Origin of the sequence: Pseudomonas marincola (genome assembly GCF_900682675.2) — a bacterium.
Classification (GTDB): Bacteria; Pseudomonadota; Gammaproteobacteria; order Pseudomonadales; family Pseudomonadaceae; genus Aquipseudomonas; species Aquipseudomonas marincola.
Genome location: NZ_LR215729.2, coordinates 3,161,770 through 3,175,953 on the forward strand (window position 1 = coordinate 3,161,770; position 14,184 = coordinate 3,175,953).

The window sequence follows — 14,184 nt, forward strand, 5'->3', positions numbered from 1 at the left end:
CCGCCACCGACTATTAAGAGGTAGACCTCATGGCCCCTTGGTTCAGAAGCTCTTTACCAGCCAAAGCGGGCCTGGCTGTGGTGATTATTTCGGCGCTTGCGCTGTGCAGCGCCTTGAGTGCGGTGGTGATTGCCAATAACAGTGAAAACGACGCAGCGGCGATTAACGTTGCAGGTTCCCTGCGCATGGCCACGTATCGCCTCAACTGGCAAATCGAGGCACAGGCGCCCGATAGCGCGTTAAGTGAACTGGCTGCCGATATGCAGCAGCGCCTTGAAAGCCCAGAGCTGCTGCGCGTGGTTGGCGGGCAGCAGCACTCAGCTATCAGCACGGCATATCAGGCGATTCACAGGCAATGGCAAAGCGTCATGCTGCCGGCGGTGCAACAAGGCGACGGCGCAACATTCGTGCAAGAATCCCGGGTATTCGTTGAAGCGCTTGAACAGTTTGTATCGCAACTGCAGCAGCAAAGTGAAAACCGGCAAAACTGGCAGCAAGGGATTCAGGGCACAGCGCTGATCATTACCGTATTAATCTTGATGGTCGGTTTGTACCAACTGCAAAGCCTGGTGATTCATCCGCTCAAGCAACTTGTAGACACGGCCAGGCGTTTCAGTGCGGGCGACTTGGACGCCCGCATTGCCTATCGTTCAGACGATGAGTTGGGCCAGATGGCGCGAAGTTTCAACGCCATGGCCGAAGCGATCAAACAATCCCACTTAACCCTTGAAAGCCGCATCAGCGAGAAAACCCGAGACCTTGAGCAGAGCAACTCCGCACTGCAAATGCTCTATCAAAGCAGCCGCAGCATTGCCAGCTCGCCCGCCAGCGCCGAGCAACTCGACAATCTGGTGAATGGTTTTCAGCAACGCCTGCCACACCTGCACCTGACTCTGTGCCTGAATGGCAGCTCCGGCGCGGGACGTTCGCAACTCATCGTGCTGCACGGTGATCGTCAGCGCGAAATCTGCCTAGACAACAGCTGCGCCAATTGCGAGCGCCATCAACACCCTTCCGTCAAAACCTTTGCCATCACCTCGCAAGGCAACAGCCTGGGCGAATTGCGCGCAATATTCAGCGACGGACACCCGTTACGCGATTGGGAAAGTGAGTTGATCGGCGCTTTGGCTAACCTCATCGGCACGTCGCTGTCGCTTGAGCAACAGCGCGAGCAAGAGAACCGTTTACTGCTGCTGGCTGAGCGCACCACCATTGCCCGGGAGCTGCATGATTCGCTGGCGCAGGCGCTTTCTTATATGAAGCTACAGGTCAGTCGAATGAGTACGCTGATTCGCCGTGGAGAGTCGACCGAGCAATTGGCTGAGGTCAACGATGAGCTACGCGATGGCCTCAATAGTGCCTACCGGCAGCTGCGCGAACTGCTCACCACCTTCCGCTTGCAAATCCAGGGTGGATTGCAGGATGCCTTGCAGCAAACTGTCGATGAGTTTGCCCAGCGCGGCAGCATGCAGGTGATTCTCGATCAACAGAACCTGAGTTTCAGCCTCTGCGCCAGTGAGCAGATTCACCTGCTGCAGATCGTTCGCGAAGCGCTTTCAAACTGCGCACGCCATGCAGCTGCCGACCATGCATGGGTGACTATCAGTCAGTTGGGCGAGTCTGTCAGGCTGCTGATCGAGGACGATGGTTGCAGCATCAACCACGATTTTGATACACGCCAGCATCATGGCATCAGCATCATGCGTGAGCGCGCCCGCAGCATCGGTGGAACCTTGCAGATCAGCCGCAGGCAACCCACTGGCACACGAATCGAGATGGAGTTCAAAGCGATGTTTTTCAGTGACCTAGCCGACACGAGCCGCACATGAGCCAGAAGCCTTTTACCCTGTTACTGGTCGATGACCACCCGATGATGCGCCGCGGTTTGCGCCAACTTATCGAGCTGGAAGATGACCTCAGCGTTATCGGCGAAGCCAGCGATGGTCTTGAGGCGTTAGCGCTCGCCGAGCAGCTCAAACCTGACCTTATTTTGCTTGATAACAACATGCCTAATCTCAACGGCATCGAAACGCTGAAGCAGTTGCGCCTTGATCAGTGCCAGGCAAAAGTGCTGATGTTTACTGTGTCCGACGCACAGGAGGATGTCAGCGATGCGATGCGTTATGAGGCCGACGGTTTCTTGCTCAAGGACATGGAGCCCGAGCAATTGATCGAACAACTGCGTGAGGCTCTCAAAGGCCATCTGGTCATTAGCCCTGCCCTGACGCAGACACTGGCCAGCGCGCTGCGCCCTGCCAATGCTGACGCCACGCCAAGCCTGACGGATCGCGAGCAGCAAGTTCTGCGCATGATCGCCAAAGGACTAAGCAATAAAATGCTCGGCAACAAGCTGGGGATTACCGAGGGCACGGTGAAGGTTCATGTAAAGAACCTGTTGCATAAGCTTGGCCTGCGCTCGCGGGTTGAGGCGGCTGTCTGGGCCCTGGAGCACCTCAAATAAACGGCCTTACCAGGCGAACATCATGCTCTTGGCCAAGACCACAATGCAGATCATTTGCGTGAGTACGCTCAGGTGAATGATCCGCGAGCGTTTTGGGGTGCTTCGTCCGGTGCGCATCAGCCACACCACCACGATAAAGTGGCCCAGAATACTCAGGGCGAAGAGTATTTTCAGGCTCAGTAAAAAGCTGAAGCTGCTGGCGAACGGATGGGCCAACACCGCCCGATAATTCCACGCCAGTGCAAGCCCTGCGCCGTACAAAGCCAACACCACCCAATGCATCACCTTTCGCGCCCGGGCGCCCAGCGCCGTGCTCAACTGCGCACGCGCCTCAGCCGGTAATTGACTGCTGGCGCGGCTAAGAATCATCACCTCAAAAAACACCCCGCCAATAAAAAAAGCGGCAGCGCACAAATGAATAATCTTGATCAGTAAATAACTCACGGCGACTCCTTAGCCCGGATGGCCGTCAGCGCGCCCTTTGCACAACATCGGGCCGTAACACCAGACATACTGAGCAAAGGCCAGCGACCAAAACAGTGCGCCAACACCAAGCGCCGGCATGTACCAACCTCCGACCCCAAACACTCGCGCAACAGCGCCAAGGTTGAGGCATACAAATGCCAGCCAGAAGCACTTCGGCAGCACCAACGGGCGTCCGGTATGGCCCAGCGAAACACGCGACAACATGGCCAGAATCAAGCCGCCGATGCAGCCGACCGTCAATGCATGCAACGCAGGGCTTGGGCTGGACAATACGTTGAAATGCCACAGGGCCATTCCCGCGCAGGCCACAATCAGCCAGCCATAAGCGAGATGCAGAGACCACAGCAAAGCGACCTTGAACACGCCCGCATCGAACCAACGCACCAGCCGGATTAAATGCGCCAGCGCCAACAGCAAGAACAATTGGCCAATCCAGCCGTGCGCCTGCAGGCCAACTCCGCCAGCTTCAAGTAGCGCAATCAGCAGCATGCCAATCAGCAAAAACCAATCCAGCCAGGGCCAGGGCGACAATGGCTCTTTCCGGCCGAGGCCCTTTTGGGTGAAGAACGGTATGACCCGCCCGCCGATCAGGGTAATCAATGCAGCCACCAACCAGGCAGCCGCCAGTACGCCACGGCGCTGCAACTCCGGACTCTGCAGGATTACACCGCTGAGGTTGAGCGCTTCAGCCAGCATGAGTAATGAAAGAATCAGCACTATCGGATAATTGCGCACCTGCCGGACCGCCCATAACAGGCGAGCCATATTCACCGTGACCAGTAGCAAAAACAGCAGGTTCAGCACCAACAACAGCGGAGCTGGCATCGCTAGAAACCAGCTTAATCGCGCCAGCAGCCAGACCATGATCAGCAATAAAAGCGGCTTGCCACTCAGGCTCGGCTGGCCGGTCCATGTTTGCACGGCCGTGAGCAGAAAACCGGCGATGATGGCACTGGTAAAACCAAACAGCATTTCGTGTTGATGCCACGCAAGCCAGCCCCCCACGGGCTGCCAATGCAAAAAAGTGCCTTTGAATGCAGCGATCCACAGCGGCACCGCAATGACCGCAAACACACTGCCCAGCAGGAAGAAACCACGAAACGCCAGGCGCAGTAGCGGCGCAATTGCCAGTGCTTTACGCTTATCCAGAATCTGCATGATTGTTCTTGCTCCTTAGAAGCGTCGCACCCTTTTAGTTATCGTCTACTGTGCGACAGGCGCGCAAGCCGAGTCGTGATATGGATCATAGCCGCTCAAGTAAAACCAATTACTATTTGAGTGGATGGCCATTTCAGCAATCCTTAAGCTTGAGCCATTATCATAAGAACTTCACTAACCTGTTTGAGTCGAGATCATGACCTGGAAAAACACTGAAAATCGCTACGGAAGCCTCTCGATAAGTTTGCACTGGCTAATGCTGGTACTGATTGCGGCGGTGTATGCGTGCATTGAGCTGAAGGGTAATTTCCCCAAAGGCAGCGAGACGCGTGACCTGCTCAAAGAGTGGCATTTCATGCTTGGGCTTTCAGTGTTTGCCTTGGTCTGGCTGCGTATTCTGGCGCGAATTATTGCGCCAACACCAAAAATTCAACCGGCGATTCCACAGTGGCAAGCCATACCGGCAAAGCTTATGCATCTGGCATTGTATGCACTGATGCTCGGCGCGCCGTTTGCGGGCTGGTTGATCTTGAGCGCAGCAGGCAAACCCATCCCGTTTTTCGGCATGGAACTGCCGCCATTGGTGGGTAAAAATCCGGACCTCGCCAAAGAGATCAAATACTGGCACGAGTTGGCCGGCACCACCGGCTACTGGCTGATTGGCCTGCACGCGCTCGCCGGCCTGTTCCACCACTATGTCAGCCGCGACAACACCCTGACGCGCATGCTGCCAGAACGCAAAAGCTCATAAAGGTGCAAAGCCGCGACTTTTAAGAAAGCGCCCGAACAACTCGGCCTGGGAAGCCACGCCGAGTTTGCGGTACAGATGCCGCCGGTGAATCTTCACCGTCTCCGGGCTGATATTCAGCTGCCGCGCAATCGCCTTCCCGGCAAAGCCGCGCAAGATCAGTTGCGCCACCTGCTGCTCACGGGGGCTCAACGCCTCCTGCCCCTCCAGCTCCCCTAGCAACTCAGGCACACTTTCCGATACATCGGCCAACACCAGATTGCCCGCTGCCTCCTTGATGAATGCGCCGAGCAACGGTTGCACATGGCTTAGCTGCTGTTTCAGGCCACGCGGGCTGCGACAACCGTAAAAGCCCAGTGATAACACCAGCACCACCGATTCCATGCTGTAGCACAGCATCAGCTCGTCTTGCAGGGCGATGCTCGCGTAATAGTGGCGGTAGTAATCGGAATGGCGAAAGCCTTCCGGCATCAACTGATCCAGCGTAACCAGACCGTCTTGCGGAAAGCGAATGGCGTGGTGATAGAGCGGGTCCAGCAAGTACATGCCGTCGATATAAGGGTCGATGACCGCCTTGCGGTTCTCTTCACCCAGATTATCCACCAGGCAGATGGGTGCCCGATCGGGGCGGAACAGGAACAGCGCAAAGCTGCAATTGGCAAAAGCCTCTGCCATCACGCTTGGCAGCACCTCAAAGACACGCCCCTGGCGCACGGCGGCAACCAGAGGCGTGAATGGGCTTAGGTCAGATGAATTAGTCATCTGCTAAGCATGTCAGCCAGCCGAGATATCGTCCAGATGACCTTGCAAGGATTCAATCAATGCCAGCTGATGCGGTTGCACATTTTGCCCACCCCAGCGACTGACGTCTTCGGCGGCCGGGTCGACGACTGCTGTTTTGATTCCGGACAACGTCTCCAAAACCGCCTGCGCGCAAAACGGTACATAGCCTTCCGAATAACCACCTTCGTGAGTCATGACCAGCCGGCCTGCGCATAGACGCTCGGCAGCCTCGATCAACTGACCGGTCATCCACGCGTATTCAAGGCTGGTCAGCAACATGGTGCCCAGCGGATCGAATGCAGCTGCATCGAAGCCACACGCCACCACGATCATGTCCGGCTGGAAACGCTCCAGCGCCGGCAACACCAGCTTCTCGAATGCGGCGCGGTATGCACCACCACCACAGCCAGGCGGCAATGGAATATTCAGGTTATAGCCAAAGCCATCACCCTCGCCGCGATCACAGGCATCACCACTGTCCACCGGATAGTTGTGCTCGTGATGCAGGGAAATCGTCAGCACCTCGGCGTTGTCGTAAAACGCCTGCTCGGTGCCGTTGCCGTGATGCACATCCCAATCGACAACGGCTACCCGCTTGACCAGACCTTCAGCACGCACGGTTTCGATTGCCACCGGAATATTGCCGAGCAAGCAGAAACCACGGCCACGATCACGTTCGGCGTGATGGCTTGGCGGACGTGTCAGGGCGTAGGCGTTATCCGCCTCGCCTTTCAAGACATGGCGCATGGCATCAATCGCCAGCCCAGCAGAGTGGCTGGCAATCTCAAAGGCATCCTGACGGAACGGCGCGCAATCGCCGGCATCGCCGAAGTTCTTCTTGCTCTCGGCTTGCAGCCAGTCGAGATAGCGCTGAGTGTGAAAGCGCGCCAGATCTTCAATCCGCGCCGGAGTGCTGCGCGGTTGCTGCAACTGCTCAAGCAAACCGCTGACTTCGAGCAGGTTGCGAATCCGCCGCTTGGTTTCAGGATGCTCGGCTGCTGCCAATGGCTGGATAAAACCACCCGGTTTGTCGAACGGACCGCAAGGACCCGGATCGTGCCAGAAACAGATTTCCTTGCTGAAAAACGCTGTGCGTCGCATAAGCCGCTCCTTAAGCCATCACGATAAATAGAACAGTGCTAAGCCCGGCGGCAATCAGCACATAAGGCAGTTGTGTCAGTGCATGCTGCAGCGCGGTACAGCCACTGCCCTTGGCCGACAGCACCGTAGCATCGCCATAGAAACAGGCGTGGCTGCCAAAGGCGCCTGCCGATACGATCGCGCCAATGGTCAACGGCATGCTGGCATCCAGCGCACCGGCCAGCGGCAGAATGATCGGGAACGCAACAGCGAACGTGCCCCAGAACGAGCCGGTGGTGAACGTGATCAGGCTCAGGGTCAGGAACGCTACGGCGGGCAGCCAGTTACCCGTCATCAGCGGCTCCAGCCCCTGAATAACGAAGTCTGTCAGGCCCAGTTGCTCATTGATGTCCTGCAACACGAACGAAGACACCACGATGCCGAGCGGCATCAACATGCTCTGAAAACCCTTTTGCACCGCGTCGAACAGCTGCTCATGGGTGGCAAGGCGCTGCGCTGCGTAAAGCAGAATAGTCAGCAGCAATGCGCATACCGTGCCCTTGAGCGCATCGACATCGAAAAACAGGGTGAAGCCAATCAACGAGGCCAGAGGCAGGAAGAAGTTGATCAGAAGCGGCGTGGCCTGTGAGGCGGGAATATCAAGATCGGAATCTTCAATAACCGCTTTGCCTTCGGCGGTCAGGCGCTCGGCGGTACGCATCGGACCCAACGCCGGGATCAGGCCGATGGCAACCAAAGGCACCATCAACAAGGCAATCCAGGCGTAGAACATGTAAGGCACCGCCTCCATGTACAAGGCCAGCCCCTGCCCTTTTTCCGCAACACCGTTGCCTTCAAGCAGACCGGCACTGTAGATCGCCCAGGTTGAGAGCGGCACCAACACACACATCGGCGCGGCAGTTGAGTCGACCACATAAGCCAGCATGGGCCGGGAGATTTTGAAGCGGTCGCACAGCTTGCGCATCGAGGCGCTTACGGCCAAGGCGTTGAGGTAGTCGTCAATGAAGATCACCAAACCCAGGCCCCAGGCACTGAGCAAGGTCATGCGACGACCTTTGACGCGATCACCCAGCCAATTGCTGAACGCTTGCGTGGCGCCCGACAAACCCAGCAGCGCGATCAGGCTGCCGAGAAAGCCGCAGACCAGAATGATCCAGCCAATGGTCGGATTACCCATGACCTTGAGGCCAGTGTCCGCGAACTGCACCATAAAGTCCGTGCCGCCGAGCATCAGATACCCGAACAGGCAGCCACCAACCAACGCCTCTAGCGTGCGGCGCATGGTCAACGCCAGCACCAGCACCATAAAGGTTGGCAGCAAGCTCAGCCAGCCGGCATGCGCCGCCTCACCTTTGTCGAGCGGGCCAAGCCACAGCGTTATAAGTACGGTAACGATGAGCAACGCCCAGCCGAGATATCCGCGTGAGGGAAGTTCTGGCGTTTGTACGCCACTGTCTGCCAATCCTGCCATGAGGGATGACCTCTGATTTATGGTTATTTGGAGGTTTTAGCGAGACTAGGGCGATTTGCCAGCAAGACCAATAACCCCAGGGGGTTATGCGCAATACCGCAAAAATGTGTCAGTTAAGCGAGCAACAGGCAATTTAACGCCTGAATACCCGCCCTGAAGCGCTTGCATCAGCAAAAAACTCGACACATAGCCCTTCTCTTACGCGCGCTTCGCCGCTAAAATTGCGCACTTTTTGATCAACGGACGCTCTCTGTGTCCGCCGCTCGTAGCCAGAGGTTCGCCGCATGTCCACCACCGCTCCTAAAGTCGGATTCGTTTCACTGGGTTGCCCAAAGGCACTGGTGGACTCCGAACGTATCCTGACCCAGTTGCGCATGGAAGGTTACGAAGTCGTGCCGACTTACGAAGACGCCGACGTCGTGGTGGTAAACACCTGCGGCTTCATCGACAGCGCCAAGGCCGAGTCGCTTGAAGTGATCGGCGAAGCCATCGCCGAAAACGGCAAAGTAATCGTCACCGGCTGCATGGGCGTCGAAGAAGGCTCGATCCGTGACGTGCACCCAAGCGTGCTGTCTGTCACAGGCCCGCAGCAGTACGAGCAAGTCGTTAATGCCGTGCATGAAGTCGTACCACCGCGCCAGGATCACAATCCGTTAATCGACCTGGTGCCGCCACAGGGCATCAAGCTGACGCCGCGCCATTACGCCTACCTGAAAATATCCGAAGGCTGTAACCACACGTGCAGCTTCTGCATCATTCCATCCATGCGCGGCAGGCTGGTCAGCCGCCCGGTGGGTGAAGTGCTGAGCGAGGCCGAGCGCCTGGTTAAAGCTGGCGTTAAAGAGCTGCTGGTAATCTCGCAAGACACCAGCGCCTACGGCGTTGACGTTAAGTACAAGACCGACTTCTGGAACGGCCAGCCGGTGAAAACCCGCATGACCGAGATGTGCGAAGCGCTGTCGAGCATGGGCGTCTGGGTGCGCCTGCATTACGTGTACCCGTACCCGCACGTGGACGAGCTGATTCCGCTGATGGCCGCCGGTAAGATCCTGCCGTACCTGGATATCCCGTTCCAGCACGCCAGCCCGAAAGTGCTCAAAGCCATGAAGCGTCCGGCGTTTGAAGACAAGACGCTGGCGCGCATCAAGAAATGGCGTGAAATCTGCCCTGAGCTGACTATTCGTTCGACCTTCATCGTCGGCTTCCCGGGCGAAACCGAAGAGGACTTCCAGTACCTGCTCGACTGGCTGACCGAAGCTCAGCTGGATCGCGTCGGCTGCTTCCAGTACTCGCCGGTTGAAGGCGCTTCCGCCAACCTGCTCGACAACCACGTACCTGCCGACGTCATGCAGGATCGCTGGGACCGCTTCATGGCGCATCAGCAAGCGATCAGCGCGGCGCGCCTGCAGCTGAAAGTTGGCAAGGAAATGGAAGTGTTGATCGACGAGGTTGATGATCAGGGCGCCGTAGCTCGCTGCTACGCCGATGCCCCGGAAATCGACGGCAGCGTATTCCTCAACACCACAGACGTGAAGCCCGGCGACAAAGTCCGCGTAGTCATCGTCGACGCCGACGAATACGACATGTGGGGCGAGCTGGTCTGAGCTGATTGCAGGCCATAGTTAATCAGCGATGGCCTGATCTTATGCCGGGGGTTGGAATCCGCATCGTGGCTTGCGACATGACGGTCTAACGGGTTCACTCGGCGGCATCGGCGCCTGCGTAATTGTTCGACGGATTGCGTTGCTTCGCGCCGCTATCCATCCTCCGTTGGTTCGAGATATGCGCTGAATTTTCGAATGGTCGGCTGCCGGAGGTTGGAATCCGCACCGCGGCTTCCGACGTGGCGGTCTGTTTGATTCACTCGGCAGCGTCGGCGCCTGTGCGATCGCACGACGGATTGCGTTGCTGCGCGCCGCTATCCATCCTCCGTTGGTTCGAGATGTGCGCCGAATTTTCGAATGGAGGGCTGCCGGAGGTTGGAATCCGCATCGCGGCTTCCGACATGGCGGTCTAACTGATTCACTCGGCTGCATCGGCGCCTTCGTAATCGCCTGACGGATTGCGTTGCTTCGCGCCGCTATCCATCCTCCATTCGGTCGGGTCTTGCGTTGAATCGGTTGTCTAACGCTGACGCTAAGCCTGATTTTTGGGTGTTCTCCGGTCACCTTTTCGCCTTTACGGCGAGTCACTTTTGCCAAGCGAAGCAAAAGTAACCCAAAATTCTATGCCCCTCCATTGGGCCTCGCTGCGCTCGGCTTCCCGCATTCCATCGTTGCTCCGTGGGCACGCCGCGATGGGCCGTCCTTGGCCCAGCGCGACTCTCGCAGCATCCATGCTGCTCAACCCACTCCACAACGATTACATTTGGCCTGCTGGCAAGGGGCGTTGGCGGTGTCTGGACTATCGCGTAAATGAACTGCAGACATGCAAGTGAGCAGATGAAGCTTTGCTTCAACCCCTGCACAGCACATTCCGCCCACGCAACTCGGTCATCTGGCCCGTCAGGAGGCTGAGTGGAGGTGGTGTGGAGTTGGGCATTTGGCATGGACGCCAAATGAGCCATCAAGGGACAGGGACGTCCCTTGATGGCGACCAACGGAACAGCACCGGAGCGAGGGAAGTTTTTCGCAGCAAAACCCGCATGCCGGGTGCGCTTTCTCTTTGGTTACTCTTCTCTTTGCGCAAACAAAGAGAAAGTCACTCGCCGTAAGGGCGAAAAGTTGATCAAAGAACACCAACAATCCCAGCTTAGCGCCAGCGTTCAAAAAACCGAGAAGCAACCAAAGGCCAAACAAGCGGAGGATGGATAGCGGCGCGCAGCAACGCAATCCGTCGAGCAATTTCACAGGCACCGATGCCGCCGAGTGAACCCATCGAATCGCCATGTCGGAAGCCGCGATGCGGATTCCAACCTCCGGCAAAATATAAAATCACAACCCAACTGTCGCAAACGCTGGCAACGGCTCACCGCGTTCTGCGCAGGCAGCTATCTGATCAATCAACGGCTCCAACTCAAACCCCTGAGCTTTAAGCCACGCGTCGTCGTAATACGTGCTGGCATAACGCTCGCCGCCGTCACATAAAATGGCCACGATCGAACCCGACTGACCGCTGGCAACCATCCGTTCGGCGACGATCAACGAGCCGATCAAATTGGTTCCGCTCGAACCACCCACCCGACGCCCAAGGCGCTGCGCCAGATAATGCATGGCCGCCAGCGACCAGGCATCTGGCACTTTACCCATCGCATCGATCACCGAGGGTAAAAACGAGGCCTCAACGCGCGGGCGGCCAATGCCTTCAATTCGCGAACCACAATCCAGCGTCAGGCTGCTGTCTGCGGTGCGATACGCATCAAAGAACACCGAGCGCTCGGCGTCGGCACAAAATACCCGGGTGCAGTGCTGTCGGTAGCGTACATACCGGCCCAGCGTTGCCAGCGTACCGCCAGTGCCGGGGCTGGAAACCAGCCACGTCGGCTCGGGATGGCGCTCAAACCGTAGCTGTTGGAATATCGACTCGGCGATGTTGTTGTTGGCCCGCCAGTCCGTCGCGCGCTCGGCGTAGGTGAACTGATCCATGAAATGGCCACCGGTTTCACGGGCCAGTCGCTCGGACTCACTGTAGATCTGCATCGGGTCATCGACCAGATGGCATTGGCCGCCATAGAAGCTGATCTGATCGATCTTGGCTTTGGACGTGCTGGCTGGCATGACCGCAATAAACGGCAAGCCCAAGAGCCGTGCGAAGTACGCTTCCGATACCGCGGTTGAGCCACTCGACGCCTCAATCACCGGCGCATCCGGCTTGAGCCAGCCGTTACACAGTGCATACAGAAACAGCGAGCGGGCCAGACGATGCTTAAGGCTGCCAGTGGGATGGCTGGACTCGTCCTTGAAGTACAGTTCGATTCCGGGCAGCCCCGCCATCGCCAGAGGAATCAAATGGGTATCGGCGCTGCGCTGAAAATCCGCTTCGATAATACGGATGGCCTCGCGGGCCCACTCTCTGCAATCCATCTTTAGTTCCTCAGTCCAGAACGCCAGCGGGAACCGGCGGTGTGCTACGCCACTGGCTCAGCGCAACACCCGCGAATACCAGCACGGCAGCACACGTTTGCGTCACGTTAAGGCTCTCGCCAAGGAGCAGCATGGCAAATATGAGGGTGAATACCGGAATCAGATTGATGAACCCGGACGCCTGACTCGCAGGCAACCGGCTCACCCCAAAGTTGTAGAGGCCATAGGCGCCAACGGTGACAATAATCCCCAGATACAACAGCGCACCGATGCCCTGGGCGGATACTTGCTCGGGAAAAGGAGCCTGCGCCACCGCCAGCGGCAGGAAAAACAGCGCGCCGATAAAGGCTTGCATGGCCGTAAGGATGAATGCCGAATAACGGCCGCTAAGGTGCTTGAGCAGCAAGGTGTAACCCATTGCGCAGACCATCGCCAGAAATTCGTAGAAGTTTCCCAGCAGCGGATTGCTGGCATGCTCATCAGCACTGCCCGCCAAGCTCAGCCACACGGCACCCACTACCGCAACAATGAAGCCAGCCAGCGTTGTTCGCGTAATGCGCTCACGCAGAAAGGCGTAGGCGCCTACGGCAACCAGCAAAGGCAACAAGGCGGTGATCATGCCGGCTTGCGACGCGCTGGTGTTCTGCAGCGCCAGTGCCTCGAAAATGAAGTACAAGCAGGGTTCGCAGGCAGCCAGACCTAGCAGGTATTTCCAGTCGCCCTGACGGTATTCGATGCGCCCACGCCAGCGCCAGGCGAGCAGAAAGATCAAACTACCGAGCAGCATCCGCGCAAAGATGACCCACATTGTCGGAAGCTCGGCAAAGGCCAACTTGAGGGCGATAAACGAGCTGCCCCACAAGGCCATCGCGACCAACAGGCAGAATACTGCCACCCCTCTACCCTGCGCACCCATGTCTGACCCCAGCAAAATACGCCAGTGTAATAGAGCGAATGGAGGCTGCACAGGTACAGTCACGCACAGGAACTGTGCGCAAGAGCGATGCACAAGAATAAAAGACCGGAGGATGGATAGCGGCGCAGCAACGCAATCCGTCGGGCGATTGCGGAGGCGCCGATGCCGTCGAGTGAATCAGTCAGACCGCCATGTCGGAAGCCGCGATGCGGATTCCAACCTCCAGCGACAAACACACAATGAGGCATGAATAAAAGCCCGGAGGATGGATAGCGGCGCGAAGCGACGCAATCCGTCGGGCGATTACGGAGGCGCCGATACCGCCGGGTGAATCAGTTAGATCGCCATGTCGGAAGCCGCGATGCGGATTCCAACCTCCGGCGACAAACACACAATGAGGCATGAATAAAAGACCGGAGGACGGATAGCGGCGCGCAGCAACGCAATCCGTCGGGCGATTGCGGAGGCGCCGATGCCCCCGGGTGAATCAGTCAGATCGCCATGTCGGAAGCCGCAAGCGGATTCCAACCTCCGCAGGCAAACATTCAATGAGGCATGAATGAAAGACCGGAGGATGGATAGCGGCGCGCAGCAACGCAATCCGTCGGGCCATTTCACAGGCGCCGATGCCGTCGAGTGAATCAGTCAGACCGTCATGTCGGAAGCCGCGATGCGGATTCCAACCTCCGGCCACAAACTCACTGTTCCCAGGGCTTACCGCGGGTCTGCTCGCTGATGGACAGCTTTTGCTGCATAGCAGCCTTGGCCAGCATGTGCGCGCTGACGGGCGCGGTGATAAACAGAAACAGGGTAATCAGCAGTTCATGCAAGCTGATGCCTTGTTCTTGACCGGCAAAGTAGATCATCGATGCGATGACCATTCCGCCCACGCCAAGGGTTGTGGCTTTGGTAGGGCCGTGCAAACGCATGAAAAAGTCAGGCAGGCGGTAAAGCCCGATAGCGCCGACCAAGCTAAATGCGCTACCGAGCAGCAGGAAGATCGCGACCAAAATTTCCATCCAGGTACTCATACGCACA

The 14,184-nt window shown here is 57.6% G+C and carries 13 protein-coding genes; 5 read left to right on the top strand and 8 right to left on the bottom strand.

The features are described from left to right. Positions 1 to 29 precede the first annotated feature (29 nt). Positions 30 to 1,829 (top strand): HAMP domain-containing protein, encoded by a 1,800-nt coding sequence (locus PMYSY11_RS14760; protein WP_150547275.1) that lies wholly within the window; start codon positions 30 to 32, stop codon positions 1,827 to 1,829. Further along, the gene (narL, locus tag PMYSY11_RS14765) at positions 1,826 to 2,461 is read left to right on the top strand and encodes a two-component system response regulator NarL (protein ID WP_150547276.1); all 636 of its coding nucleotides are present in this window, start codon (positions 1,826 to 1,828) and stop codon (positions 2,459 to 2,461) included. Before PMYSY11_RS14760 ends, narL begins: the two co-directional genes overlap by 4 nt. Before the next feature lie 6 nt (positions 2,462 to 2,467). On the opposite strand, the gene PMYSY11_RS14770 is transcribed toward narL, so the two are convergent. Both PMYSY11_RS14770 and PMYSY11_RS14775 read right to left on the bottom strand, forming a co-directional pair. Next, positions 2,468 to 2,905, bottom strand: coding sequence for a CopD family copper resistance protein (locus PMYSY11_RS14770; protein WP_069899261.1), 438 nt, complete (start codon positions 2,903 to 2,905; stop codon positions 2,468 to 2,470). A 9-nt stretch (positions 2,906 to 2,914) separates the two neighbouring features. Continuing rightward, positions 2,915 to 4,105, bottom strand: coding sequence for an NnrS family protein (locus PMYSY11_RS14775; RefSeq protein WP_150547277.1), 1,191 nt, complete (start codon positions 4,103 to 4,105; stop codon positions 2,915 to 2,917). A gap of 196 nt (positions 4,106 to 4,301) precedes the next feature. On the opposite strand from PMYSY11_RS14775, the gene PMYSY11_RS14780 reads away from it, so the two are divergent. Continuing rightward, positions 4,302 to 4,856 (top strand): cytochrome b, encoded by a 555-nt coding sequence (locus PMYSY11_RS14780; RefSeq protein ID WP_069899265.1) that lies wholly within the window; start codon positions 4,302 to 4,304, stop codon positions 4,854 to 4,856. Here PMYSY11_RS14780 and PMYSY11_RS14785 read toward each other — a convergent pair. The 3 genes from PMYSY11_RS14785 to PMYSY11_RS14795 are packed head-to-tail and all read right to left on the bottom strand — an operon-like array spanning position 4,851 to position 8,208. Next, positions 4,851 to 5,615, bottom strand: coding sequence for a response regulator transcription factor (locus PMYSY11_RS14785; RefSeq protein ID WP_069899267.1), 765 nt, complete (start codon positions 5,613 to 5,615; stop codon positions 4,851 to 4,853). The genes PMYSY11_RS14780 and PMYSY11_RS14785 overlap by 6 nt on opposite strands. Positions 5,616 to 5,627: 12 nt before the next feature. Beyond that, entirely contained in the window at positions 5,628 to 6,737 is a 1,110-nt protein-coding gene (locus tag PMYSY11_RS14790; protein WP_150547278.1) for a class II histone deacetylase, read from the bottom strand. 10 nt (positions 6,738 to 6,747) lie between these two features. Then, a complete protein-coding gene (locus tag PMYSY11_RS14795) occupies positions 6,748 to 8,208 on the bottom strand; it encodes a Na+/H+ antiporter NhaC family protein (protein ID WP_239655491.1) in 1,461 nt (486 codons plus the stop codon). Between the two features lie 284 nt (positions 8,209 to 8,492). Between PMYSY11_RS14795 and rimO the strand changes: the two genes are divergently transcribed. Both rimO and PMYSY11_RS14805 read left to right on the top strand, forming a co-directional pair. After that, positions 8,493 to 9,812: a 30S ribosomal protein S12 methylthiotransferase RimO gene (rimO, locus tag PMYSY11_RS14800; RefSeq protein ID WP_150547279.1), complete on the top strand. Its 1,320-nt coding sequence runs from the start codon at positions 8,493 to 8,495 to the stop codon at positions 9,810 to 9,812. 984 nt (positions 9,813 to 10,796) lie between these two features. Next, complete coding sequence (locus PMYSY11_RS14805; RefSeq protein ID WP_150547280.1) at positions 10,797 to 11,021, top strand: hypothetical protein; 225 nt, start codon at positions 10,797 to 10,799, stop codon at positions 11,019 to 11,021. Between the two features lie 120 nt (positions 11,022 to 11,141). Here the strand turns inward: PMYSY11_RS14805 and PMYSY11_RS14810 are convergent, their stop codons facing one another. The 3 genes from PMYSY11_RS14810 to PMYSY11_RS14820 all read right to left on the bottom strand — a co-directional run bounded on the left by PMYSY11_RS14810 (position 11,142) and on the right by PMYSY11_RS14820 (position 14,177). Further along, positions 11,142 to 12,230, bottom strand: a complete 1,089-nt coding sequence (locus tag PMYSY11_RS14810; protein WP_150547281.1) for a PLP-dependent cysteine synthase family protein — start codon at positions 12,228 to 12,230, stop codon at positions 11,142 to 11,144. Between the two features lie 10 nt (positions 12,231 to 12,240). Beyond that, complete coding sequence (locus PMYSY11_RS14815; protein ID WP_150547282.1) at positions 12,241 to 13,146, bottom strand: DMT family transporter; 906 nt, start codon at positions 13,144 to 13,146, stop codon at positions 12,241 to 12,243. Between the two features lie 698 nt (positions 13,147 to 13,844). Next, on the bottom strand, positions 13,845 to 14,177 hold the full coding sequence (locus tag PMYSY11_RS14820) for a Na+/H+ antiporter subunit G (protein WP_069899279.1): 333 nt from the start codon (positions 14,175 to 14,177) through the stop codon (positions 13,845 to 13,847). Between the last annotated feature and the right edge of the window lie 7 nt (positions 14,178 to 14,184).

Bases quoted from the DNA above. Each gene is read 5' to 3' on its own strand.
- PMYSY11_RS14760 (WP_150547275.1), top strand. From the start codon at position 30: ATGGCCCCTTGGTTCAGAAGCTCTTTACCAGCCAAAGCGGGCCTGGCT.
- narL (WP_150547276.1), top strand. From the start codon at position 1,826: ATGAGCCAGAAGCCTTTTACCCTGTTACTGGTCGATGACCACCCGATG.
- PMYSY11_RS14775 (WP_150547277.1), bottom strand. From the start codon at position 4,105: ATGCAGATTCTGGATAAGCGTAAAGCACTGGCAATTGCGCCGCTACTG.
- PMYSY11_RS14780 (WP_069899265.1), top strand. From the start codon at position 4,302: ATGACCTGGAAAAACACTGAAAATCGCTACGGAAGCCTCTCGATAAGT.
- PMYSY11_RS14785 (WP_069899267.1), bottom strand. From the start codon at position 5,615: ATGACTAATTCATCTGACCTAAGCCCATTCACGCCTCTGGTTGCCGCC.
- PMYSY11_RS14790 (WP_150547278.1), bottom strand. From the start codon at position 6,737: ATGCGACGCACAGCGTTTTTCAGCAAGGAAATCTGTTTCTGGCACGAT.
- PMYSY11_RS14795 (WP_239655491.1), bottom strand. From the start codon at position 8,208: ATGGCAGGATTGGCAGACAGTGGCGTACAAACGCCAGAACTTCCCTCA.
- rimO (WP_150547279.1), top strand. From the start codon at position 8,493: ATGTCCACCACCGCTCCTAAAGTCGGATTCGTTTCACTGGGTTGCCCA.
- PMYSY11_RS14805 (WP_150547280.1), top strand. From the start codon at position 10,797: ATGGCGACCAACGGAACAGCACCGGAGCGAGGGAAGTTTTTCGCAGCA.
- PMYSY11_RS14810 (WP_150547281.1), bottom strand. From the start codon at position 12,230: ATGGATTGCAGAGAGTGGGCCCGCGAGGCCATCCGTATTATCGAAGCG.
- PMYSY11_RS14815 (WP_150547282.1), bottom strand. From the start codon at position 13,146: ATGGGTGCGCAGGGTAGAGGGGTGGCAGTATTCTGCCTGTTGGTCGCG.
- PMYSY11_RS14820 (WP_069899279.1), bottom strand. From the start codon at position 14,177: ATGAGTACCTGGATGGAAATTTTGGTCGCGATCTTCCTGCTGCTCGGT.